The organism is Pseudoalteromonas rubra, from assembly GCF_005887095.1.
GTDB lineage: Bacteria > Pseudomonadota > Gammaproteobacteria > Enterobacterales > Alteromonadaceae > Pseudoalteromonas > Pseudoalteromonas rubra_E.
The window spans coordinates 24,153-45,029 of sequence record NZ_PNCI01000020.1; the positions used below are offsets into that span (position 1 = coordinate 24,153).

17 protein-coding genes and 1 pseudogene are annotated in these 20,877 nt (G+C 44.1%); 8 read left to right on the plus strand and 10 right to left on the minus strand.

Translation table 11 applies throughout. From position 1 onward, the window contains the following. Nucleotides 1-13: 13 nt before the first annotated feature. Nucleotides 14-1,240 carry a DUF1552 domain-containing protein gene (locus CWB99_RS10370; RefSeq protein ID WP_138553122.1) on the plus strand — a complete coding sequence of 409 codons (1,227 nt, stop codon included), beginning with the start codon at nt 14-16 and terminating at the stop codon, nt 1,238-1,240. Nucleotides 1,241-1,308: 68 nt separating this feature from the next. Here CWB99_RS10370 and CWB99_RS24400 read toward each other — a convergent pair whose 3' ends face one another. Continuing rightward, a complete protein-coding gene (locus CWB99_RS24400; RefSeq protein ID WP_212748511.1) occupies nt 1,309-2,337 on the minus strand; it encodes a hypothetical protein in 1,029 nt (342 codons plus the stop codon). Between the two features lie 302 nt (nt 2,338-2,639). Between CWB99_RS24400 and istA the strand changes: the two genes are divergently transcribed. The 3 genes and pseudogenes from istA to CWB99_RS24785 all read left to right on the plus strand — a co-directional run. Then, nucleotides 2,640-3,680, plus strand: coding sequence for an IS21 family transposase (gene istA / locus CWB99_RS10380; RefSeq protein WP_138553123.1), 1,041 nt, complete (start codon nt 2,640-2,642; stop codon nt 3,678-3,680). Continuing rightward, nucleotides 3,646-4,146 (plus strand): ATP-binding protein, encoded by a 501-nt coding sequence (locus tag CWB99_RS24780; RefSeq protein ID WP_283235375.1) that lies wholly within the window; start codon nt 3,646-3,648, stop codon nt 4,144-4,146. The genes istA and CWB99_RS24780 overlap by 35 nt, the downstream gene beginning before the upstream one ends. Next, nucleotides 4,038-4,427, plus strand: a pseudogene (locus CWB99_RS24785) (ATP-binding protein); the annotation flags it as partial. The gene CWB99_RS24780 and the pseudogene CWB99_RS24785, both read left to right, overlap by 109 nt. A gap of 164 nt (nt 4,428-4,591) precedes the next feature. On the opposite strand, the gene CWB99_RS10390 reads toward CWB99_RS24785, so the two are convergent. The 8 genes from CWB99_RS10390 to CWB99_RS10430 form a co-directional block, all read right to left on the minus strand. Continuing rightward, nucleotides 4,592-4,879, minus strand: coding sequence for a type II toxin-antitoxin system RelE/ParE family toxin (locus CWB99_RS10390; RefSeq protein WP_138553124.1), 288 nt, complete (start codon nt 4,877-4,879; stop codon nt 4,592-4,594). After that, nucleotides 4,876-5,157, minus strand: a complete 282-nt coding sequence (locus tag CWB99_RS10395; RefSeq protein WP_138553125.1) for a type II toxin-antitoxin system Phd/YefM family antitoxin — start codon at nt 5,155-5,157, stop codon at nt 4,876-4,878. The genes CWB99_RS10390 and CWB99_RS10395 overlap by 4 nt, the downstream gene beginning before the upstream one ends. Nucleotides 5,158-5,582: 425 nt before the next feature. After that, complete coding sequence (locus tag CWB99_RS10400; protein ID WP_138553126.1) at nt 5,583-6,470, minus strand: DUF6602 domain-containing protein; 888 nt, start codon at nt 6,468-6,470, stop codon at nt 5,583-5,585. Nucleotide 6,471: 1 nt separating this feature from the next. Then, nucleotides 6,472-7,506, minus strand: a complete 1,035-nt coding sequence (locus CWB99_RS10405; protein WP_138553127.1) for a reverse transcriptase family protein — start codon at nt 7,504-7,506, stop codon at nt 6,472-6,474. A 132-nt stretch (nt 7,507-7,638) separates the two neighbouring features. After that, complete coding sequence (locus CWB99_RS10410) at nt 7,639-9,747, minus strand: retron Eco8 family effector endonuclease (protein ID WP_138553128.1); 2,109 nt, start codon at nt 9,745-9,747, stop codon at nt 7,639-7,641. A 321-nt stretch (nt 9,748-10,068) separates the two neighbouring features. Continuing rightward, a complete protein-coding gene (locus CWB99_RS10415; protein WP_138553129.1) occupies nt 10,069-12,012 on the minus strand; it encodes a RecQ family ATP-dependent DNA helicase in 1,944 nt (647 codons plus the stop codon). A gap of 278 nt (nt 12,013-12,290) precedes the next feature. After that, on the minus strand, nt 12,291-12,764 hold the full coding sequence (locus CWB99_RS10425; protein ID WP_138553130.1) for a hypothetical protein: 474 nt from the start codon (nt 12,762-12,764) through the stop codon (nt 12,291-12,293). 133 nt (nt 12,765-12,897) lie between these two features. Then, entirely contained in the window at nt 12,898-13,518 is a 621-nt protein-coding gene (locus CWB99_RS10430; RefSeq protein ID WP_138553131.1) for a glutathione S-transferase family protein, read from the minus strand. 734 nt (nt 13,519-14,252) lie between these two features. Between CWB99_RS10430 and CWB99_RS10435 the strand changes: the two genes are divergently transcribed. Beyond that, nucleotides 14,253-15,374 carry a heme-binding protein gene (locus CWB99_RS10435; protein WP_138553132.1) on the plus strand — a complete coding sequence of 374 codons (1,122 nt, stop codon included), beginning with the start codon at nt 14,253-14,255 and terminating at the stop codon, nt 15,372-15,374. Nucleotides 15,375-16,105: 731 nt separating this feature from the next. Here the strand turns inward: CWB99_RS10435 and CWB99_RS10440 are convergent. After that, nucleotides 16,106-16,504 carry a hypothetical protein gene (locus tag CWB99_RS10440; protein WP_138686208.1) on the minus strand — a complete coding sequence of 133 codons (399 nt, stop codon included), beginning with the start codon at nt 16,502-16,504 and terminating at the stop codon, nt 16,106-16,108. 142 nt (nt 16,505-16,646) lie between these two features. Here CWB99_RS10440 and CWB99_RS10445 point away from each other — a divergent pair, with 142 nt between their 5' ends. The 3 genes from CWB99_RS10445 to CWB99_RS10455 form a co-directional block, all read left to right on the plus strand. Further along, entirely contained in the window at nt 16,647-19,079 is a 2,433-nt protein-coding gene (locus tag CWB99_RS10445) for a TOMM precursor leader peptide-binding protein (protein WP_138553134.1), read from the plus strand. 14 nt (nt 19,080-19,093) lie between these two features. Beyond that, a complete protein-coding gene (locus CWB99_RS10450; protein ID WP_138553135.1) occupies nt 19,094-20,065 on the plus strand; it encodes a Gfo/Idh/MocA family oxidoreductase in 972 nt (323 codons plus the stop codon). A 388-nt stretch (nt 20,066-20,453) separates the two neighbouring features. Beyond that, a partial coding sequence (locus CWB99_RS10455) for a hypothetical protein (protein WP_138553136.1) occupies nt 20,454-20,877 on the plus strand: 424 nt, incomplete at its 3' end.

Sequence of the window (20,877 nt, forward strand, 5' to 3'; positions counted from 1 at the left end):
AGAGGTTAGTAACATGAAAAAAGAGCATTTAAATAACATGGCGATATCGCGCCGCAGCTTATTAAAAATGTTTATGGCGTCGGGTATTTCGACCGCCCTGATCCGCACATCGCCGCTGGTATCAGGATTGCTTTACGCACGACATGCCGATGCCATGGACGCCGGGTTGCCCAACAAAACCGTGTCTATTTATATTCCGGGCGGCTCTATTGCGTCGCTTTGGAACCCCACAGGCAGCGGTGAAACCATGCAGCTGGGCGTAATGTCGGCAGGCTATGAGCCGGTTAAAACCGAGTGTAACTTTATGGTCAATATGGCCCACTCCAATGCGGGTCATGGCCGGATGCCGGTGCTGCTCGCCCAGAGCTGGGGCGGTGACAGTTACGACGTCACTATGGGTAACGCACTGGGCCCGAACCTGCCATTTCGTTATCTGAACTTAGGCGTTCACAGTAATGGCCAGGGCCACTTAACCAAAGACAACCGTAACCGTTTGCCGTTCCAGGAAAACCCCTTCACCGTATATAAAATGGTGTTTGGCGGTGCCCAGGGCAGCAACAGTAAAACGCCTATTATGAATGCGCATATGTCGGCAGCCAACGCGATTAAAAACAGACTCGCAGGCTACGAAATACAGCGCATGAATGACCATCTGGATGCCATTGCAGACACCCAGCGGCGTTTAGATGAGCTCTCTGGCGGCACATCCTGTGGCATTGCCCCCGATGACACTGAGTTCCCGTTGACCTTTGATACCTTCAGCCAGCAGGCGAGACTGCAAGCAGATATTGCTGTGGCAGCTTTGCAATGTAACCTGACCAGCTCGATATCACTGGCCTTTGGTAACCACCAGTCTGAATTCCGTATTCCTGAGCTGAACTTCCAGGGGCACTATCACAACGCCATTCACGGTGGCAGTAACGGCCAGCCAAACTACCCGTACTACACCGAAATGCGCAGCCACCTGGGCAGCCTGAGCGCCTATTTGATCCAAAAACTCAAAGCAGCCGGCATCTTAGACAGCACAGTGGTACTAGAAACCACCGACATGGGCCACGCAGACAAGCACTCTGCCAACCCTTGCGCCTATCTAATCGCAGGCGGCGGCGCCCGCATCAACCGAGGCGTAGTCAGCGACATCGGCTCTGGCTACAACCAGCACGATGTACTACACACCGCAGCCAAAGCGTGTGGTGTCGACCTTGGGTTTGGTAAGGAAATTCCGGGGGTGATTGTTTAGATGGTTGTTTTGATAACTGCTGATTAATAGAAGTTTGTGATTAAGAGAGCGCTTTAGCTGGCGCTTTCTTAGTCACAAATCGATACCTCACGAGGGGTTTTTTGCATAGAGGATTTAGCTAATATCATCTTTATAGAGTTTATAAAGTCATTTATCGAATAGTTATCCTTTGATCGGTCAGACCTTAAAGTAGATGAGTATTCAAGCCAATGGTCCAGGACCTCACAGAGCTCGGCTCTTCTTTTATCCGAAAAGCGATACTGGTTGTATTTATCCTCTTCAGGTAAGATACTATGATGCAAGCCAATAATGTCTAAAATTGACCTGATTACAACAACAACAGGCTCATCTTTAACTGAGTAGTTCTTTATACCTATCGAACTACATACAAAAGATTTTTTCTCATCAACAATCAAGAGAAAGTTAATGAGTTTGACATCATAAATATTTAAACTCCTTATTATATCTTCCTGCTCCTGACCACTTAGCGTGTTAAAAACCTGCTTTATTACATCAGCTTTTAAAGCTCTCTCAGCTCCTGATGTACTTACACTATTTATTTTACCTAAATCAAAAACAACACGTTCGATAAGCTTCATAAACTCATAGACAAGTTTCACCCTCATTTCGTCAATTTGAAATAATACATCTTCTCTCCGCTTTGGTTTAGGATAAAACCGAGTATAGATAATTGTAGAGTCCTCAGAGCGTATTAAATTAAACTTACCATTGTAAATTATTGCTTCAAACTTCTCTTTAAATAAGCTTAACTCTTTATGGTACAGCTCAACTGTATGCTCTAGCTCTTGTCTTTCAGTATTCCTTCTTTGGAAGTCTAAATTGTCTTGAAATTGAATGGCTCTGTAGTTAGCTGCGGCAAGTGTAGCAAAGGGTATAGCAGAACCTAAGATCCATAGAGGTACTTTCATATAATCAAGAAAAAGAGCAAGGCTTTCTCGCGACGGGGGCTGGAAAGTTAGATTATCGTTAAATCCAATAAATAGCATAAGGGTCGTCGATATGACCACAGGGAATAGTATTGCGCACCAGAAGAGTGGGTAAGAGAATATCCCTTTAGACTGTTTATTTATAACCATGGTTACCCCAAGCCAGATTTCAGATAGCTAATGCTACACTCACTAAAACGTGCAGAACAAGCCAACTTCTGTAAATAGCACGCCCTTCCAGCCAAAGAAGCAAGCGATACTAGGATTAGATATCAATAGTTGACCGAGAGCAGAAGATACCAGATTTACATATTATTGAAAGTTGGTTGTTCAGTCTCAGAAATGAATTGCTTTGCTGTGACACGCTGTCACCGATCATGCAAAACTGATCCACTAACGATCATCGAAAACTGATCCACTTGGTATTATCCGTACATTTGTGCGGGAACTTTATGTTAACCAAGGAGACATTTGTGGATATTCATGTTCGCTTTGCACAAGGGCAGAGCATTCGTAAAATTGCCCGTGAACTAGGTATTTCTCGAAACACTGTTAAGCGTCATTTGCAGAGAAGAGAAATGCCTATTTACAACAAACAAATTCAACCACCGACTAAGCTCGCACCTTTCGAAGAATATCTAATTCAACGTATCGAGCAGGCTAAACCTGAATGGATCCCAGCTACTGTTCTATTCCACGAGGCAGTACAAAGGGGCTATCAAGGTGGTATTGCCCAGTTGCGTCGCTTCGTTCGTCAGTTTAAATCAACTTCTATCCCTGAGCCTGTCGTTCGTTTCGAAACATTACCCGGACAACAGATGCAGATTGACTTTACAACGATCCGACGAACAAAATTTCCTCTAAAGGCTTTTGTTGCAACGCTTGGTTACTCCCGTGCAAGTTACATACAATTTTTTGATAATGAACGTGCGGAGTCATGGCAACAGGGTTTGAAGGCCGCGTTTGATTACTTTAGTGGCGTGCCACAACAAGTGTTATGTGACAATGCTAAAGCGCTCATCATAGAAAGAAATGCCTATGCAGAAGGAAAGCATAAAATAAATGCTCAAATGCTACAGGTATCAAAAGATTATGGATTTGAACTTAGTGCCTGCAAACCCTATCGAGCCAAAACAAAAGGAAAAGTAGAGCGATTTAATCACTATTTAAAGAACAGCTTTATCATTCCACTCAAGGCCGAGCTAAAAGCACAAAACCTTGAACTGGATGTCGATATTGCAAATGCCAAAGTTGGTCCCTGGCTACAGTGGATAGCACACCAACGAATACATGGTACAACCCAGGAAAAGCCAGCGGAGCGGTTGATTGAAGAAGTAAAACACTTACAGCCTCTACCTTGTATTGTTGGTCCATCTGTACCACAGACCAAAGCGTTTGAGGTAGAAACAATATCTCAGTTTAAGTCCGCGGATCTGCAGCACTCAATACATATATACGATGCATTTTCAGGAGGTGAGCGTGTTACTGCATGAACAAATAGCACACTTGTGCGAATCATTTAAGCTCGGCTCAACCGCTGCTCACTGGCCGCTATTGGCAGAGCAATGCATAGAACAAGAGAAGAGTTACGGTGAGTTTTTACTGTCTTTACAGGAAACTGAGCAACAGCACAGAGATGAACGCACTCGTGATATGTACAGCAGGATGGCAGGGTTCCTGGTAAATAAAACATTGAGTGGATTTGATTTTAAGTTTGCAACGGGTGTTCCAAAACAACAGATACAAGAATTAAGTGCACTTACTTTTATTGAGCGGAATGAAAACGTTGTCTTACTGGGCCCAAGTGGTGTGGGCAAAACCCATTTAGCAATCGGGTTGGGGTTAAAAGCGGTTCAAGCAAAGAAAAAACGCGTTTTGTCACGGCCGCTGATCTCATGCTGCAACTATCAACAGCAAACAGGCAAAATAAGCTCAAACAATACTTATCTCGCTCAGTGATGGCACCAAGGTTGTTGATCATTGATGAGATAGGTTACTTACCCTTTGGACGAGAAGAGGCGAACCTGTTCTTTAATGTGATCGCCAAGCGATATGAACATGGTAGCGTTATCTTAACGAGCAACTTATCGTTTGGGCAATGGCCCAGCGCGTTTGCTGATGACGCCACATTAACAGCTGCAATGTTAGACCGCTTACTACACCATTCGCATGTATTACAGCTGAGTGGAGAAAGCTACAGATTGAAAGACAAGCGCCGAGCAGGCGCAATACCTGAGTAAACAAGTGGATCAATTTTGAATGATCGAATTCAGGCTAGAAGTGGATCAGTTTTCGGTGATCGTTGACAACGCCATAATTGCACAAATCAAATGTGGGTAAGTTCAATTTTGAAATGAAGTGACTTTGAGGTGAGTATCTACATAGCTAACTGTTCAACTCATCATTAAACGTCATCTTCCGTCAAAATTTGCCGACAATTACGAACGGTTAATATCCGAACTTCCTTGCTCAGGCTATAAATAATACGATAGTGACCAAAAATGATTTCACGGTAATTTGTATTAGGCAGCTCAGGCACACAACGCCCCATTTCAGGCACACTTGCGAGTAACTCTGTCTTGTCTAATACGTCATTTACCCACTTTTCAGCAGCGGAAGGGTTGTCCAGAGAAATAAACTCAGCGGCATCACCAAGCTTCTGAATCGCTAAAGGAGACCAGACAACGTTCATTTTCTGATGCGGCTTAGCACTTGGGTTCGCGCTTCCTCATTTGAAACGCCGAGGCCTGAGGCTAACTGCGCCTCAGCTGCACGCATTTCTTCCAGCAATTCAATTTTCTCTTGCATCGCTTCGTACTCAGCCACATCAAGCACAACGGCAACACCTTTACCGCGCTGGGTGATTACCAATGGACGACGCGTCTCATTGATTTGCTTGATATAGGATGCAACACCAGCACGAAACTCAGAAAGCGGCTGAATATCTTTGTCCAAATGAATACGACTCATAACGAACCCTAAAAAGTACAAAATAACGTACAAATAATAGTTCAACTCATGATGATGAGCAAGAAGTTGGGTGTGTTGTAGCTTTTGGGTGGATGTCTGCATAACTTAGCCATAACCAGCACGATGTGCTGTACACCGTAGCCAAGGCTTGCGGCGTAAACCTTGGGTTTGGTAAGGAGATACCGGGGATGATTGTTTAGGTGGTTGTAAATAGTTGAACGTCTGTGATTAAGTGAGCGCTTTAACTGGCGCTTTCTTGGTCACGTTTATTATTCATTGCTAAAAAGAGATATTTGCAACCTCTGAGAGCTTCAATGCAGAACGAGGCTCAATTGGAACAGCATCCAGAGCTATAGAAACTAGCCCTGTACTGCAAAGTTTTGGACCTGAAATAACTTTTTATATTTTATTAGATCTACAATACTCTATCTTTCTCCACCATATTTAACATTCCCTAAAAATTTCTCAATCCTTTTGTCTGGAAAAGAAGTAAAACCAGGCCTTGTGATGTTTCTACGAGTTTCGTCATAGTAGACAGATAATATCCCACTCAAAATATATTGCAGCCCTAGGTGTAGTTCTTCCTGAGTATGGCTATAGCCAATGTATTCTGCATAAAGATCTCCACTTTTAGACTTAGGCTTAGGTTTTTTCTTGTGGATACTGAAATCATGAAGCGAGCCAATATAGTTTATTAGATGATCATATTTGGGACGTTCCCCTGAAGAGTACACAGTCTGCATGCGCTCAAAAATCCATTCAAGTGTTTCAGAATTCACCTTTTTGATATTTGACTTCATAGACACAAGTGAGAGAAAAGGCCCCCTAACTGATGACTTACCGCGAGTACTTTCTAAAGATCTACACAACTTTGCAGCTTGATACAAAGCCTCACACTCTCTTACGATGTCGCCGTCGTTTAAATGTTTTTTGACGGAGATAATCCCAACAACTCCTTCGGGAGGTACCACTACACTATCACCAAACCTTTGAAATACAGGGAAATTCATAGAGTCATAAATAATAATATCTAATTGAGATGAATGCTCATCTTGATCAGGTTTACGTTTCTTACCACTTCCCCCTGTTTTAACTGCTGGACGCAAAATAAAACCAGTCAAAATCTCAATGCCATTAGGAAGAAACTTTTTTAAGTACTCTGACAAAAGGTCCTCAACAAACCGTCCATCTTCACCTTTATGGGCAGCCCCCTCCTGCCCATTTGCAGGTATAAGAGTTTCAAACTGCTTATAGGTTAGTAGTAGAGCTTCAACTTCCTTAGACCAGTAATTACGTAATCTTTCACCATCCATATTATCCCCTATCATAACTAAAAATTATTGAATTTAGCTCTCCTATTAGATCGCATATATAAATTTTATATTCTCTATCAACACAAGAGTAGAGATTGTCATACTTTAATAGACTTATTAAATATGACCGGTAACCTCTGAGCTTATTAATAACTTGGTCTCTGCAGAAAGTATCAAGAAACTCGCTCTTTTTATTAAACCTTAAACTCGAATCTAAAATCCTTACTTCATCTTGAAATAACTTTTTTGCAATCACCCTGTCGGGGAGATTTCGAACTTTTTTATAGTGGATAAGTTTCTTTAAAATTCTTAACCTTTGATTTGAAAAGCGGATTTTTTTATTATTCTCTTCTCCGTAAAGCACATACCCATTTAAGGAAATTTCTTTTGAGGTGGCTATTCTTTTACTTGTATTCAAACGCATATCTAACTTACTAATAATGTATGAAATTTGAGACTCAAACCAGCTAGAGTGGATTACTGAACCACTCGCACTTGAAAACAAAAGATCATCAGAGTAACGAGAATATATAATTTTTTTGTTATGACAGAGCTTTTCTATAGTAATGTCTAGAGGCCTGAAAATCAGATTCGCTATGGAGGGAGATGCAGGGAAGCCGATAGGTAATATTTGCTTTTTGTCAACTTTAACAGTAAGAAAAAATGAAATCGCTCTCGCTAGCATCTTGATCTCATATGCATTCTTACCTTTCAGGTGTGAAATTAGAAAACCTTCAAGATGCTCACTTGTTATTGAGTTAAAAAAAGCTTTTATGTCTAATCTAAGAAAGTGCTCACCCTCTAAATGAGGCCGGAAAAAGTCATAGTAGGAGTGCTTTTTTCTATACGCTTTTGCTGCTGAACTCAATGGTAGCTTTGAAAAAATTACACTCAGATTCTTGCTTAAGATTTTATATTCCATACTTTCAGGAATGTAAAAACCATCTTTGAACGAAAACTCGTTACTAATTTTTTTGATATCATCAATTGACTGAACTTTAAGCGCATTCAATACTTCTTTTTGAGATAATTTCATAAGCTAGCTACGTCACGGTACAAATTACAAAGTTCCACTTTAGTGAAGCTTTAGAAGCGAACTACTAGGCGTCATGGAGCTAGTAAATAAGGGCTTGAAAGGTAGTGACCTTTTAAAGCAAGCTTTCCCCTTTTAGCTACCGTAACGTAGCTGAGAAATTGTAACATAAAGCTCCGTGAAGCGCACTCGAAATAGCTTTTCAAATTCTACTCCTTCTTCTTTAGACTCGTGTTCGAGTTCTAATATTGCATAGTTCAAAAAGTCAGAAACCCAACCATTTGTCTTATTAATGCTACCGGAACTCTTAAGTATAGCTTCTAACCACTGCATCGTTTTCTTAGCTTCATCGTCAACGAGAACAGTTGGTGTATCACTTCTCTTAAACTTTTTCAGATTTACCAATGAGTCAGATTTACCTAAAAAAGCAACTCTTAAGTATTGGGTAAGCGCTCTTTTATTAAGAAAAGAATCTTCATCCATTTTCATATATATCTTATCAACATCACACTTCCCCCTCAACCAATTTAGAAATAAGCTTAATGATTTTTCATTTATTAATGCACCTTCAATTGTAGTACTAAAAACAATTACATTCTTCTTCCTAAGAACCTTGTTTATATCGACAAATATTTTTTTCAAAAAGTCGACATCATTACAAGTCAAGCTACGCGGACATATTGAAATGGGAGATCCATCCAACTTGACTAATTTATTTACTCCACGATAGATATCAAAAGATAAGCTTGATGCATTATTTTTTTTGAAGGAAAAAGAGTGAGAAAGATAAACACGTTCTTTTATTTCATTAATAGTTTTCGGCCTTAGATCCAAGGAGCTACCATAATTCGAAAATTTTAACACAATCTCCCCCGACTTCTTGTCATAGTGAATTTTAACTCCTTTATCTGCATCAAAGAGAAACTTGTATGGTATCTTTGTGTTCACGAAATCAGGAGTTATTTTTTTGCTTACCTTCTCATCACTGGCTTTGTATACATCTACACCAAGAAGCCACGGGAACTTTCTAATTAAATGATTATTTTCGAAAACCTCTTTTTCTGTCTGACCTTCAACAAACAATATAAAAGAACTAAAAAAAAGCCTTGCCTCATTATCCCCAAAGTTACAAAGAAAGTTCGTATCATTAAATTTAGATCTCGCATAGGACACACTTGTAGTGAAATCCGTATTCTTGTAAAAATGAAAGATCCTATGATCACTATAAAAGCTTTTAATAACTTGTTTAACAATATTCTGAGAATGAGTCGAGAGTATTATTTTTGGCCTAGGCGTTTTAAGCTTTTCACCACCTTTATTTATATAAACCTTTTCAAGGTGATAATGAAGCTCATGAATAAGCTTTTCACTCATTTTTGGATGCAACCCAATCTCAGGCTCATCTACATAGACAACTGGAGTTTGATAGGTCCTTTTTGATAAAGATGATATAAGATTTAGAACAGTTAAAATATAGTTATATGAATTTGTTCCATCAGAGGTTTTTCTCAAATCAAACCCTTCAAACTCAAACTTATCACCTTTTAACCCAGCCTTTAGATAAGCTATTATTTTATCTCTATACTTGTAAGGTATAGTACTGCTTAAATTGTTAATTTCGCCTATCTTATTCCTATAATTTTCAAGCTCACTCTTTTCTATAAAAACCTCAAACTGATTTTGAAATTCAACGGCATTAAAAGGGCGTAACTTGCCCAGAAATTGCCATAAGTGATTCCAATCATGAAGTTCCAAATGTCTAGAATCAATTTCGAATAATGGAAAGATATCTAAAATCAATTCTCGAAGTGTGCTAGAAGCACCTTCAAAGCTATAGGTTCCATCATTTCTAATACTAAGGGTTAGCGTCAGTTCATCATATTCCTTTGGCCTGTTTCCTGCACTAAGAAAACCAAACGACATTCCTTTCCCTCTGGGGAACAAAGACGATCTAACCTTCGAAAAATAGTGGTTTTTTTTCGCTTTATGAGAGTGAACTAACTTATTAATATGAAATGTATCAAATGTAATCGAAATCCGACCAAATGAATCATAATTACTATTCAATTCTAATGGAAGGCACCTAGCACCTTCTAGAGCTTTATAGAAAAAACTTATCGATTTTAATAAATTTGATTTACCAGCATTATTTTTCCCGAGAAAACATGTAATCTGTTCAAGTTCAGAAATATCAATTTCTTTAAACGATAAAATATTACTTATTTGAATACGTTTTATTCCCATTCCTAACCTAAGTACAAGCAATCATAATTTAAAAAGATAACAATATCACTTTCGTTTAGGAAAACAATTATTTACAGTAGAAAAAGCGACACACTCCTCAAATTGGCGTGCCTCGTGGTTCTACTGCACCGTACGTTGGTAGATCCCTGCCGCAAGTGTCCTGGATGACGGAAGTGGATGTCAGTTTTGGGAAAAAGTTCTAGCTTTGAAGATGAGGTTCGGCCGTGTCAGCTTTGACTATCAAGCCGGTACTCATTCAAACACTGTCACGCTTTGATTTTCGTCCTACCCAATAAAGACGCACTAAACCTTTACGCACTATCATCCCCCAAAACCCAATTGCATTACTTTACTCAAAACCTGCTGATAGCGAATATCTGCGCAGCTGCCAAATCCGGCGCGTTGTCTGAATTTGGAAGACGTTGCCAGTGGTGAGGTCATGCCGGTTAGGAATCGGGTTAGTATTGCCAGGCTTGGTGTAACGCCAATTTGCATCAGATGCTGTTTTAGCGCATTTAAATCGTTTCGTAACGTATCGTCCGACGGAAATTCTACCTGCTTAGACTGGGCTAATTGAGCAATTTGGCCTCGGCATGCTGAGCAGTGCCCGCATTGCTCAGGGGCATTTTCATCGTCAAAATAACGCGCTAAGTTGTAACTTAAACATGTGTTTAACTCAAAAAAGCGTAGCATGGCAGCGATGCGTTTAACCTCCGCCTGCTCCTTATCTAAAAAGTAGTCGGCAAGTTCTTTGGCCAAATTTGGCTCTGCCAGCTTAGTGTCGTCTACCTGATACACCTGCATCATGCGCTTTGATTCAAGCTCGATATGCCCTTGTTCATGCAGGTAGTCTAGCGCCGCTACTATTCGATTTCTGTCGTGCCCTAGTTGCACTAAGGCCTGAATATCAACGGTGCCCCACACTTTCTTAAATTGCGTATTGGCAATTATCTGCTGAATAAATTGCTGGCGGTTCGCATCGAACATACTGATGACGTCCTGCTCTGTGCGTAACCACTTAAATCTAAAGTCGGCGTAAAAGGCGTATTTGGCCTCAATGACGCCTTTGAGTTCGAGCTGCACCAGCAAGGTTTTTAATGCCAGCAATCGGATATTGCTGACTTTAGAGGCGCTGAGCTCCTGCATTTCCCACAACCCCTGCTGTTGCTGCGATTGAATTTCATCAATCAGTGCCTGAATGCTGGCTTGCTCCGGGGTGTCGGCGTAAACAAAGTTCTCAAGCGTCGCAACGCCATCTAAGTTAGCCAGGGTAATGCATTCAGAAAACTCTCCGTCACGCCCTGCACGGCCTATCTCCTGGCTGTAATTCTCTATTGATTTTGGCAGGTCGTAGTGCACCACAAAACGAATATCGGATTTGTCTATGCCCATACCAAAGGCAATCGTGGCAACAATCACTTGCTTGTGATTGTTCATGAAGTCGTTTTGGATACTCTGACGAAGGCTGTCATCTAGCCCGGCATGATAGGCAGCGGCATTTACGCCGGCCGCCTGCAACTGCTTAGCAACCTGCTCTGCCTGTTGTTGCAGCGTGACATACACAATGCCTGCGCCAGCTTGTTGCTTCAAATAGCCAATCAGTGCCTGCACCTTTTGCGCTTCCGGGTAGGCATACACACTTAAATCCAGGTTGGCACGGTAAAAGCCCGTTTGCACAATGTGCTCGGGCTTTATATCAAACCGGTTCGCCATGTCCCGCTTTACTTTTTTGGTCGCCGTGGCGGTAAGCAGCAGCACTAGCGGGATGTTTAACTCATTACGATAGTCGGGTAGCTTAAGATAATCGGGCCTGAAATTATGGCCCCACTCAGAGATACAGTGCGCTTCATCAACCACTAGCATAGAGACAGGCACTTGCTTAATGAATTCTCTGAAACGCTCGTTCTTAAAACGCTCAACCGAGATCATCAGCACTTTAATGCTGCCATTTCTGACATTTTGCATCACAGACTGACTTTGCTCTCGGGTTAACGTTGAATCTAAGCTGGCGGCATTGATGTTTTTGCTGTGTAAAAACTCAAGCTGATCTTTCATAAGCGCCAGCAAAGGCGAGATAACTAAGGTTAAATTGGGTAGCTGTAAGGCCGTCAGTTGATAACACAAGGATTTACCAGAACCGGTTGGGAATATTGCGAGGCTAGAGTGGCCGTTGACCAGCTGGGTGACTGTTTGTTCTTGCCCCGGCCTGAATGCTGAAAAGCCAAAACGCTGTGATAAGGTTTGGTGGAGCGCCGATTCGTTCATGATGCAAAATTCCGTGTTAACAACTGCCGTGTAAGATAACACAATACTGATCTCCAGTAATACCTAACTAGTTTAACGAGTGGCAGACAATCGGATGGGGGTTGGTGGATTCGCGACCAGAAGGAGCCACGATATTGCGGGTTAATAGATCCCGGCTCGCAAGCGTCCGGGATGACGGTGGGGTGTGTATGTTCGGATGCAACGGGGCACCACTGTGTCGCACGTTGGTAAATCCCAGCTCACAGACATCCAGACGACAGTAGTGGATATCCAGCTCCCTAACCTCTGTGCTCGTATCTCTCAAGCATAACCTCTGTCATTAAAAAATACTCTGTGATTGACTCTTGCTCTCCATATATAATTTGCTTTTCGACCTTTGAAAACGGAAACATAATAAAACCAGGACGAATTTCAAGCGCGGGAACCCCTTCGATTATTACCCAACTACCACCATATTTCCTTAATAGAGCCTCACCTAAATACGAACCCAAAGTATCGACCAAAGTAAGGTCCTGATTACGATTAATAAATCCATCCAACCATTTAACAGATCTTTCAGAGTAATCAAATTCAAAATCTACTAACTTTGACATGGAAGAAACAACAAGCTTTGCATTCTCTTTGAGTTTAAACTCCAATTCTGAATTCATAGCCTCAGGGACAAGCTCAACGCTACTGGTTGATTGCACACCAGACGTCTGACAGCCTAAGATAGGCAAAATTAAAATAAACAATAATAGAATCTTCGACATTTCTTATTCCAAATAATAAAAATCTAGGCACGTATACGTAATAGAATTCAACACCGCGAAAGCACCTTACTTAGCTGATGCAGTGTTAGCAAGCTTTGCCGGCCCCCTCCATAAATTCAGGCTTGGGGTGCCCCTATGGTTTCGTTAACGTGCAATGCTCGCGGTTATAGAGTCGATCCATATACTCATTAATGTTCGCAAAGTCATCCAGCAGTTTTTGTTCTTGCCCCCAGCACAGGGTGTATGCAAGTATGATATCTGTAACCGAGAATTGGTCGTCAACCAGATAGTCGTGCCGGGAAAAGTGCTTTTCTAACGCTGTGGCCGCTTTTTTATACAGCATGTTATTTTGCGGGACAATTTCCCGAACGTGCTGCTCTGCTGGCAAAACAAAGTCCATTGAGTTGATCTCGGTGGACTGCACAAAAGGCTCCAGCTCACTCAACGTAAAACAAACCCATTGGTTATGAAGGTTTCTCGACCAGCTTGAAGGTGCTGCTATTAACTTTTTATCTGGCACTAAATCGGCTATTGCCGTGACGATGGCCGCGGATTCAAAAAGAGACTGACCATTGATTAACACCGCAGGTAACTTGCCTAGCGGGTGAATATTGAGCAGCTCCTGAGACCTAAATATGTCCACCCCGTTTTGCACAGATTCGAATGCCAACCCGGCCTCAAGCAAAGCCCAACGTACCCGGGCAGACCTCGTGGGACCTAGTTCAAACAATTTGATATTAATTTCTTCAACCATAATCGCTAGTTATTTTTCTTTATTCAAAGTTGCCATGATTTTGCTGCGTACTACCTGTCACTTTTGCAGCGAGGTGATGGGCATCATACCCATAACAAAGACAAATTGCTAAATAGCTGCTGCCGAGTAGCTTGTGAGGTTCTTGACCAGAAAGAGCCCCTGCGTTGCAGGTTGGTAGATCCCGGCTCGCACGCGTCCGGGATGACGGCGGGGTTGATTTGGTTCAATGAGATCAGAATATAACGGTGCTGCATATTGGTAGATCCCCGCTCGCACGCGTCGGGGATGACGGTGGGGTACTTGAATTAGATGTGAGCAGAATATAACGGTGCTGCATATTGATAGATCCCGGCTCGCAAGCGTCCGGGATGACGGTAGAGTTCTTGAGTTCGATGTGCGCAGAATATAACGACGCTGTATGTGGGTAGATCCCGGCTCGCACGCGTCCGGGATGACGACGGGGTTGATTGGGTTCGATGTGAGCAGAATATAACGACGCTGTATGTGGGCAGATCCTGGCTTAACAGCGAGCTTATGTATTTCAATAAGCATATAAAAAGTAAGCACTTACATTAAGCATTCCATTTAATCAAAGCAACTCAGTTTATATATGCGCTCTAAACGTTATTTTTGTGTAATAGGATGTAATAATATTTCGAAAACCTTGCTGATACACTCAAATACTGTTGAAAAATTAATCTACCGATAATTTTACACAGCAAGGAAAGTACACCATGAGTAAGCAAGACCCCATTGCGCAATTACAAGTTGAAATCGCGCAGCTTCAATCAGCATTTGAAGATCTAAACAAACACTGTTCTGAAACCAATTCCCACGGCGCCATATTCCGCTGCGCCTCGTGCATCCCCCAGCAGTTTAGTCACTGCGCAAACAAACCCACTAACCCGCAACAGCCGAATTTTGTGCCAGATTTTAATGTGCCGCTCATCGCTGACGGTGGTGGCAACCAAGACTGTGAGATCCTGAAAAAACTCGGGCCATTAGCCGGGCTAATCGGGACTTGGGTCAGCACCCGATATGGCGGATTTAATGTTATGCCCATCCCGCAAGATAACGCCCCAAATGGGTTTATCTTAAAAAACATGTCCTACTACGAGGTCATGACGTTTAGCGCGATCCAGGGCAAAGTGGCTAATCGGGCAGGTAATTACGAGCAAGATGCCTACACCATTTTTTATTCGCAGCGGGTATTTTTTGCCGATGGCCCGCAAAAAGATGAGCTCATCCATGCTGAAAATGGCAGCTGGTTACATCAGGTGATTGCACCTCAGGGGCAAGGCACCCTGAACAAGAAACCCTGGGTGCCGGATACCCCCGATCCGCTCCCGGTGCAAGCACCGGACCTGACTATTGTAAAACAAGTGTCTGTACCGCATGGAAATTCAATTTTGGCTATTGGAGGGCATGATTGCTTCAGAGGTGCCCCCAGCATTCCTGTTGCCAACGCCCTTCCCACGGCTGGCGGTGCAAGCTTTAAAGTCCCTTATGGTCCTGATATTCCTGAAAACCCCAATGTGAACCCCAACATTGTGCTGCAAGTTGCTTTAGACAGTCTTTACCAGCAAAGCATAGGCGTGATCGACACCACGGTGCTGGATGTCGATACGCAAGCCGACGGCAATATCGCCAACACGCCCTTTATGCAAACGCACTCCAATGTGCCTCGTTTTAAAACCACTATGTGGTTAGAGCGACTATCCAATGGCCAGAATATGCTGCAGTACAGTCAGGATATTACGCTGGACTTTAGTTTAATAAACGGCAAAGACCCCAGCAAACGAAGCCGTTACATGTTTCCGCACATAACGGCCAATACGCTATTTAAAGTGCAATAAATACCCTATTGCAATGTGATGAATGTGTCTTTTAAAGACATGCTGTTTGCCACTGATAACACGCATGGGGCAAGCAACAAACCTAGGTTGTTGTTGGTATGCGATACCAATTAACACAATAAACTTAACTTAAGGAAAGTACGATGAGCGAACAAGCTATCAAAGAACTTCAGTTACAGGTAACTGAGCTCACCTCAAAAGTCAAAGCACTAGAAGCACGCTGTAATCCATCTGGCATTGCAGACTGTGCTGTCTGTTACTACTGCACACCGTGTGCGCCCTGTGCCGCACCAACCGCCTTATGTGCCCCGTGTACAATCACACTCTGTGCAACCTGTGCACCTGTTGGTACCAGCTATCAGCCGCTGGGCCCACCAACTCCCTGTGTAGCCTGCATACAATGTGAGTCAACCCATAAATGCGTTACCTGTGATCCAGTTACTAACTGTGTCACGTGTTATCCCTGCATTGTTAATTTCTGTGCACTATGTCAACCGGGCCAGACTCTGCAATGCCAGCAATGTGCACCTGTCACTCAATGCGATACTTGCTACCCTTGCATCGTTAACTTCTGTCAGCAATGTGCCCCGGTCACGCAATGCGTCTATTGCTACCCCTGTACCGTTACCCTCTGTCAACAATGTGAGTCTGTCACTAAGTGTGATACTTGTTATCCATGTATTGTGACTTTCTGTGTTATGTGCCAGCCGGGTCAAAACGGGCAATGCCAGCTATGTGCCACCAGAAAGTGCGAAACCTGTTATCCGTGCATCGTTAACTTCTGTCAGCAGTGCCAGCCGGTTACCAAGTGTGACACCTGTTACCCTTGCACTGTGAATTTCTGCGCTTTGTGTCAAACGGAACAAAAGGCGCATTGCCAGCAGTGTGCACACATCACCAAGTGTGATACCTGCTACCCCTGTGTGGTGAACTTCTGTGCGCAGTGTTATCAGTGTGCGTCTCAATGTGTGCAATGTGCTCAGCAGTGTCTTCAATGCACTTATCATTGTGCTCAGTGCACCCAACAATGTGTGCAGTGTGCTCATCAATGTCTTCAATGCGCCCACCAGTGTGTGCAGTGTGCTCATCAATGCGTTCAATGCGCCCACCAGTGTGTGCAGTGTACTCATCAATGCGTTCAATGCGCCCACCAGTGTGTGCAGTGTTACCAATGTGTAACCTGCACACCATGCAGTACCGGCGGCTAGCACGCGGTTATTGACACTCCCCGCTTTGTGCGGGGAGTGTCTTCTGAAATTGGATGTTTAATTTATGAAAAAGCTAAGATTAACCCCGGCTGCAAGCATTAATCCCAACAGTAACGGTGTGTTATTAAGTTCAGATTTGGGAGACTTTCAGGTTCACGGTCGGGATACCTCAGACTTTGTTGAAAAGATCCTGCCACTACTACAGGGAGAGCTGACGCAGGCCGAAATTTGCACCCGCTTACCTGAGTATGCCGATTCAAGTATAGAGGCTGTGCTGCAACTGCTTAGCCAGTATGGTTTGTTAGAAGAAGTCTCTGAACAACTCGAGTTTAAGCCACCCGGTTTAGTACAAACGCGCTTTTTACGCCCCTGGCAGCAAACAAACCAGCAACCTCATAGCCAAAATCAGGTGTACTCCCTTGATCCCTGCCGGGTACTCGTCGTCGGTCTTGAGCCCTGGGCAGTGACACTACTGGAAGAGCTGGGCACGGCGGGAGTCGGCCATATTCATTTATTAGATAAAGAAAATATCACCAGTGACGACTTAACATGCCACCGCTTTCTCACCCCACAAGATATTGGCAAACCCAGAGCTCAGGTGTTTAAAGCGGCCTTGCAACAGCGCAACCTCTGGATGCAGATCAGCCACTCAACGCTCACCAGCGAGCACCCGCACTTAGGCAGCCCATCAAATGACTGGGATTTGGCCATTGTCACTTTCAGTAAAGATGCGCATTTTTGGTCACACACAGTCTCTGAATATGTGCATCAACACAAGATTAAAACCCTTTATGGTCACCTGAATGGTCTGGAGAGCTGGATAGGCCCAGTGGTCAATGTAGACGACGCTCACTCAGGCTCATGCTGGAACTGTTTGCGACTCAGAAAGCTGGGCACAGAGCAACATGGCGAACTGGCGCACGAATTAGAAAAAAGCCATAAAAAGAATCGCGAAGGCCGTGCCCGCAGCATGCTCACGCCTATGTCTGCCATCACGGGCCAACAGCTTGCCATGGAGGCGTTAAAACTCCTTTGGGGCTATAGCGAAAGCGAACTGGTATCGCGTGTTATGGTACAAAACCTGGTTACGCACCAGGCTGAAAAACATGCCATTATCCCTATTCCCTGGTGTGAGGTATGTGGGTTTGATCATAGCCATGCAACCACCCATGCGTTATCCATGCACCGCGATAACCAGCCTGCTGGCAATCCTCTTAATCAACTCCAGGATGTTGAGCAATTTAAATCACTATTTGAAGGCTGGGTGGACCCGGTGACTGGGATAGTCCGCCAGCTCACAGGACATGCGCCACATTTACCAGACTACCCGATCACCGCATCAGCCGGGGTCTCGTCGTTTACCGAGGGCGAATTTGACCCAAGAGCCGCAGGCCAGGTCGGATCCGGTAAAGGGTTAGATACAATTTCAGCACATATCAGTGCGGTTGGTGAGGCACTGGAGCGCTACTCGGCGGCCAGATACCAATTGAGTGATTGTAAATATGCCTCAATTAGCCAGTTAAACGGTGACTATGTCGACCCGGATACTTTGGTGCTGTATTCCAATAAGCAATACAGCACCCCCAATTTCCCGTTTCACAAATGGCACAGAAAACAAAAAATACACTGGTGTCGCGGCAGCTGGCTGGCAACCAATGACCCCGTCTGGGTGCCGGCGTTGGTCAGCTATTTTAATTTTGCCTGCCCTTACAAAGAGCAGTTTAGCCAGGTGTCGTCAAACGGGCTCGCAGCCGGACAAAACAACGATGATGCCGCGCTCAGAGCCTGTTATGAACTCATTGAGCGCGACGCCATGATGCTCACCTGGTACGCACAACAGCCCTGCGAACGACTCAGCTATGAGGCACTTAACCGTGGCAAAATGCGCGTAATGATTGAGGAGTTAACTGAGCTGGGCATAGAGCTTGAATGCTATTTACTGGACGTGGGACTACACGTACCCACAGTTGTATGTCTGGCACTGGGAGACGGCTATCGCACTCCTGCTGCCTCTGTGGCCCTGGCCACGCACGGGGATATCAAAGTTGCTATGCGCAAAGCGCTACTGGAGCAGGGCCATGTGATGCCTTATCTGTGCCAGTTGATGCGCTCAGGGCAAAAAATCCCTCAGCAGGTCAGTGAGGTAACCGGCCTGGAAGATCACGCGGCTTATTATTTTAGTAGCAGCAAACTTGCGGCCTTTGACTTTATGCGCCGACCAATCAGCGAGGCAAAAACGCTGGAAGACTGGCCGTATGAAGTGATCACACACGTCAGCCAACTCAAGCAACGCCTGGATGAAGCAGGCGTAGAAGTCGCCATTGTAGATGTTACTTCACCCGATATGGCGCTCAGCCCGTTCAGGGTTGCGCGTGCTATCGGTGTCAACATGCAGCCCATCCACTTTGGTGAGCAGTTTAAACGGGTAGACAACCCAAGGCTGCGCAAGTTACTGCAAGGACGTCCGGTTAATAAAGAACCACATCCAATTGCTTAGAAAAGGACAATATTATGAAAGTACTCGTTTGTGGTACCCACTACGGTTCCACCTATATCCGCGCTTTAACCCAGTTTCCACAAGACAGCTTCACCTGCGTGGGTGTCCTGTCAAAAGGCAGTGAACATTCTCAGCAGATTGCACAGCAACTGGGCGTGCCCTATTACACGGATGTTGCCACAGTGCCGGCTGACTCTATTGATATCGCATGTGTCGCGATATCGGGCGACGCTGGCCAGGCCATTGTATTATCTCTGTTAAAGCAAGGCATTTCCGTATTGTGTGAACACCCCGTTGGCCAGGCGTTTGTACAAAAAGCACTGGCACTTGCCGAGCAGCATCAGGCGTATTTTCATGTCAATGGACACTTTGCCGACCTCTACGCCCCCCAGGCATTTTTACAATCAATCCTGAGCGCTTATCAGCAAGGGTTTAGCTGTATGCATTATGCCATGGGGGCTAATTTAAGAACGCTTTATTCAGCGCTGGATCTGTTGGGCCGCGCACTCGGTGGGTTTACAGGACTCGAGGTTATCAAATACAGCGGCGAGCCTATGGCGTTTCAGCCGGTTATGCTCAAAACCGACAACCTCACAATCTCGCTCTTGTGCCAGAACTTTTCGTCCGCTGAGGATGACGGCAGTGCGACTTTTTTAAACCATCAGTGCTCAGCGCTATTTCCCCATGGCACCTTAACACTCAGTGAAACCACCGGCCCGTTAAGCTGGTTTCCTTCGAGCCAAAGCCTGCCGGGTGAGACCTGGCGAACCTATATGCCTGTTGAGCTTGCGCCCATGGACAAACAACAGCTAATGGGCCACAGAGATCAGTGCAACCTTGCCGCCATTGCGGCTTTGGCAGCGACAATACAAGGCGAAACACAGCCGCTATACCAACAGCCAGATTACTTATTAGCCCTGAGCGGGTTATGGCAGGCTGTGCTAATGGAATTACAGCCCCAGGCCAAAGACGACTGCGCCGCATAGTGATGTGCTTTCCACCGGGTGCATTTAGCGCCCGGTGGAAAATAAACGGCGAATTTCAACTTTGAGCTTACCTGTGACATCTGAGTGGTAGCCCACAAATTCCCCATGCACGATGAGCAAATAAATTTTGAAGCTTGTAATGCTGCTATTGTTCTTTTTCACCTTCTCTGCACACGCCGCATTGACTCTAAAAAAGTCGAAAGTGATATTTTTAGCTTCAAATTGCAAAAAGCGCAGAACAGGTTTATTACAACTAAGCTGATACCTTCAACAGATACTCTTCATACAAATTTTCACCTGTATTTAACTTATAAACATTTAGATTACATAAATAAAACCTGCTAGAATCGCACCGATTTTAAAAACAACAAAATAGGGACAGCGAAATATGAACAAGTTTAAAGTCACGCCTCTGATGATAGCTTTGACGGCTATACTCTCCGGTTGTGGTGGTGGAGGCGGCGATGGTGACCAATCCCTGACCGAACAACAAAAACAAGAAAAAGCAGCAGTCAGTGTTCTGGACGACCCATCGAATAAATCCATTGCCGAGCTATCACAAGCAACTAAAGCGCTGATAAGTGCCAGATATAAAGGCGCAACAACACCAGCTGACTTGGATGATGAATTGCTCAGAAAAGGGTTTACACATTTGTTTGATGGTTCCACCGCCGGGTTCTCAGACATGGATATGCCTTATTTACAGAATCACGTTTCTAGTGATGGTTCAATTAGTGGCACCTCTCAGTGCCCCACATCAGGTCAGGTTAGCTATCAGGGTAAAGTTGACAGACAAGGCAATGGTGCCGTGC

Coding starts and splice junctions, on each gene's coding strand:
- CWB99_RS10370 (WP_138553122.1), top strand. CDS start 14: ATGAAAAAAGAGCATTTAAATAACATGGCGATATCGCGCCGCAGCTTA.
- CWB99_RS24400 (WP_212748511.1), bottom strand. CDS start 2,337: ATGGTTATAAATAAACAGTCTAAAGGGATATTCTCTTACCCACTCTTC.
- istA (WP_138553123.1), top strand. CDS start 2,640: ATGTTAACCAAGGAGACATTTGTGGATATTCATGTTCGCTTTGCACAA.
- CWB99_RS24780 (WP_283235375.1), top strand. CDS start 3,646: ATGCATTTTCAGGAGGTGAGCGTGTTACTGCATGAACAAATAGCACAC.
- CWB99_RS10390 (WP_138553124.1), bottom strand. CDS start 4,879: ATGAACGTTGTCTGGTCTCCTTTAGCGATTCAGAAGCTTGGTGATGCC.
- CWB99_RS10395 (WP_138553125.1), bottom strand. CDS start 5,157: ATGAGTCGTATTCATTTGGACAAAGATATTCAGCCGCTTTCTGAGTTT.
- CWB99_RS10400 (WP_138553126.1), bottom strand. CDS start 6,470: ATGGATGGTGAAAGATTACGTAATTACTGGTCTAAGGAAGTTGAAGCT.
- CWB99_RS10405 (WP_138553127.1), bottom strand. CDS start 7,506: ATGAAATTATCTCAAAAAGAAGTATTGAATGCGCTTAAAGTTCAGTCA.
- CWB99_RS10410 (WP_138553128.1), bottom strand. CDS start 9,747: ATGGGAATAAAACGTATTCAAATAAGTAATATTTTATCGTTTAAAGAA.
- CWB99_RS10415 (WP_138553129.1), bottom strand. CDS start 12,012: ATGAACGAATCGGCGCTCCACCAAACCTTATCACAGCGTTTTGGCTTT.
- CWB99_RS10425 (WP_138553130.1), bottom strand. CDS start 12,764: ATGTCGAAGATTCTATTATTGTTTATTTTAATTTTGCCTATCTTAGGC.
- CWB99_RS10430 (WP_138553131.1), bottom strand. CDS start 13,518: ATGGTTGAAGAAATTAATATCAAATTGTTTGAACTAGGTCCCACGAGG.
- CWB99_RS10435 (WP_138553132.1), top strand. CDS start 14,253: ATGAGTAAGCAAGACCCCATTGCGCAATTACAAGTTGAAATCGCGCAG.
- CWB99_RS10440 (WP_138686208.1), bottom strand. CDS start 16,504: ATGAGTACACTGCACACACTGGTGGGCGCATTGAACGCATTGATGAGC.
- CWB99_RS10445 (WP_138553134.1), top strand. CDS start 16,647: ATGAAAAAGCTAAGATTAACCCCGGCTGCAAGCATTAATCCCAACAGT.
- CWB99_RS10450 (WP_138553135.1), top strand. CDS start 19,094: ATGAAAGTACTCGTTTGTGGTACCCACTACGGTTCCACCTATATCCGC.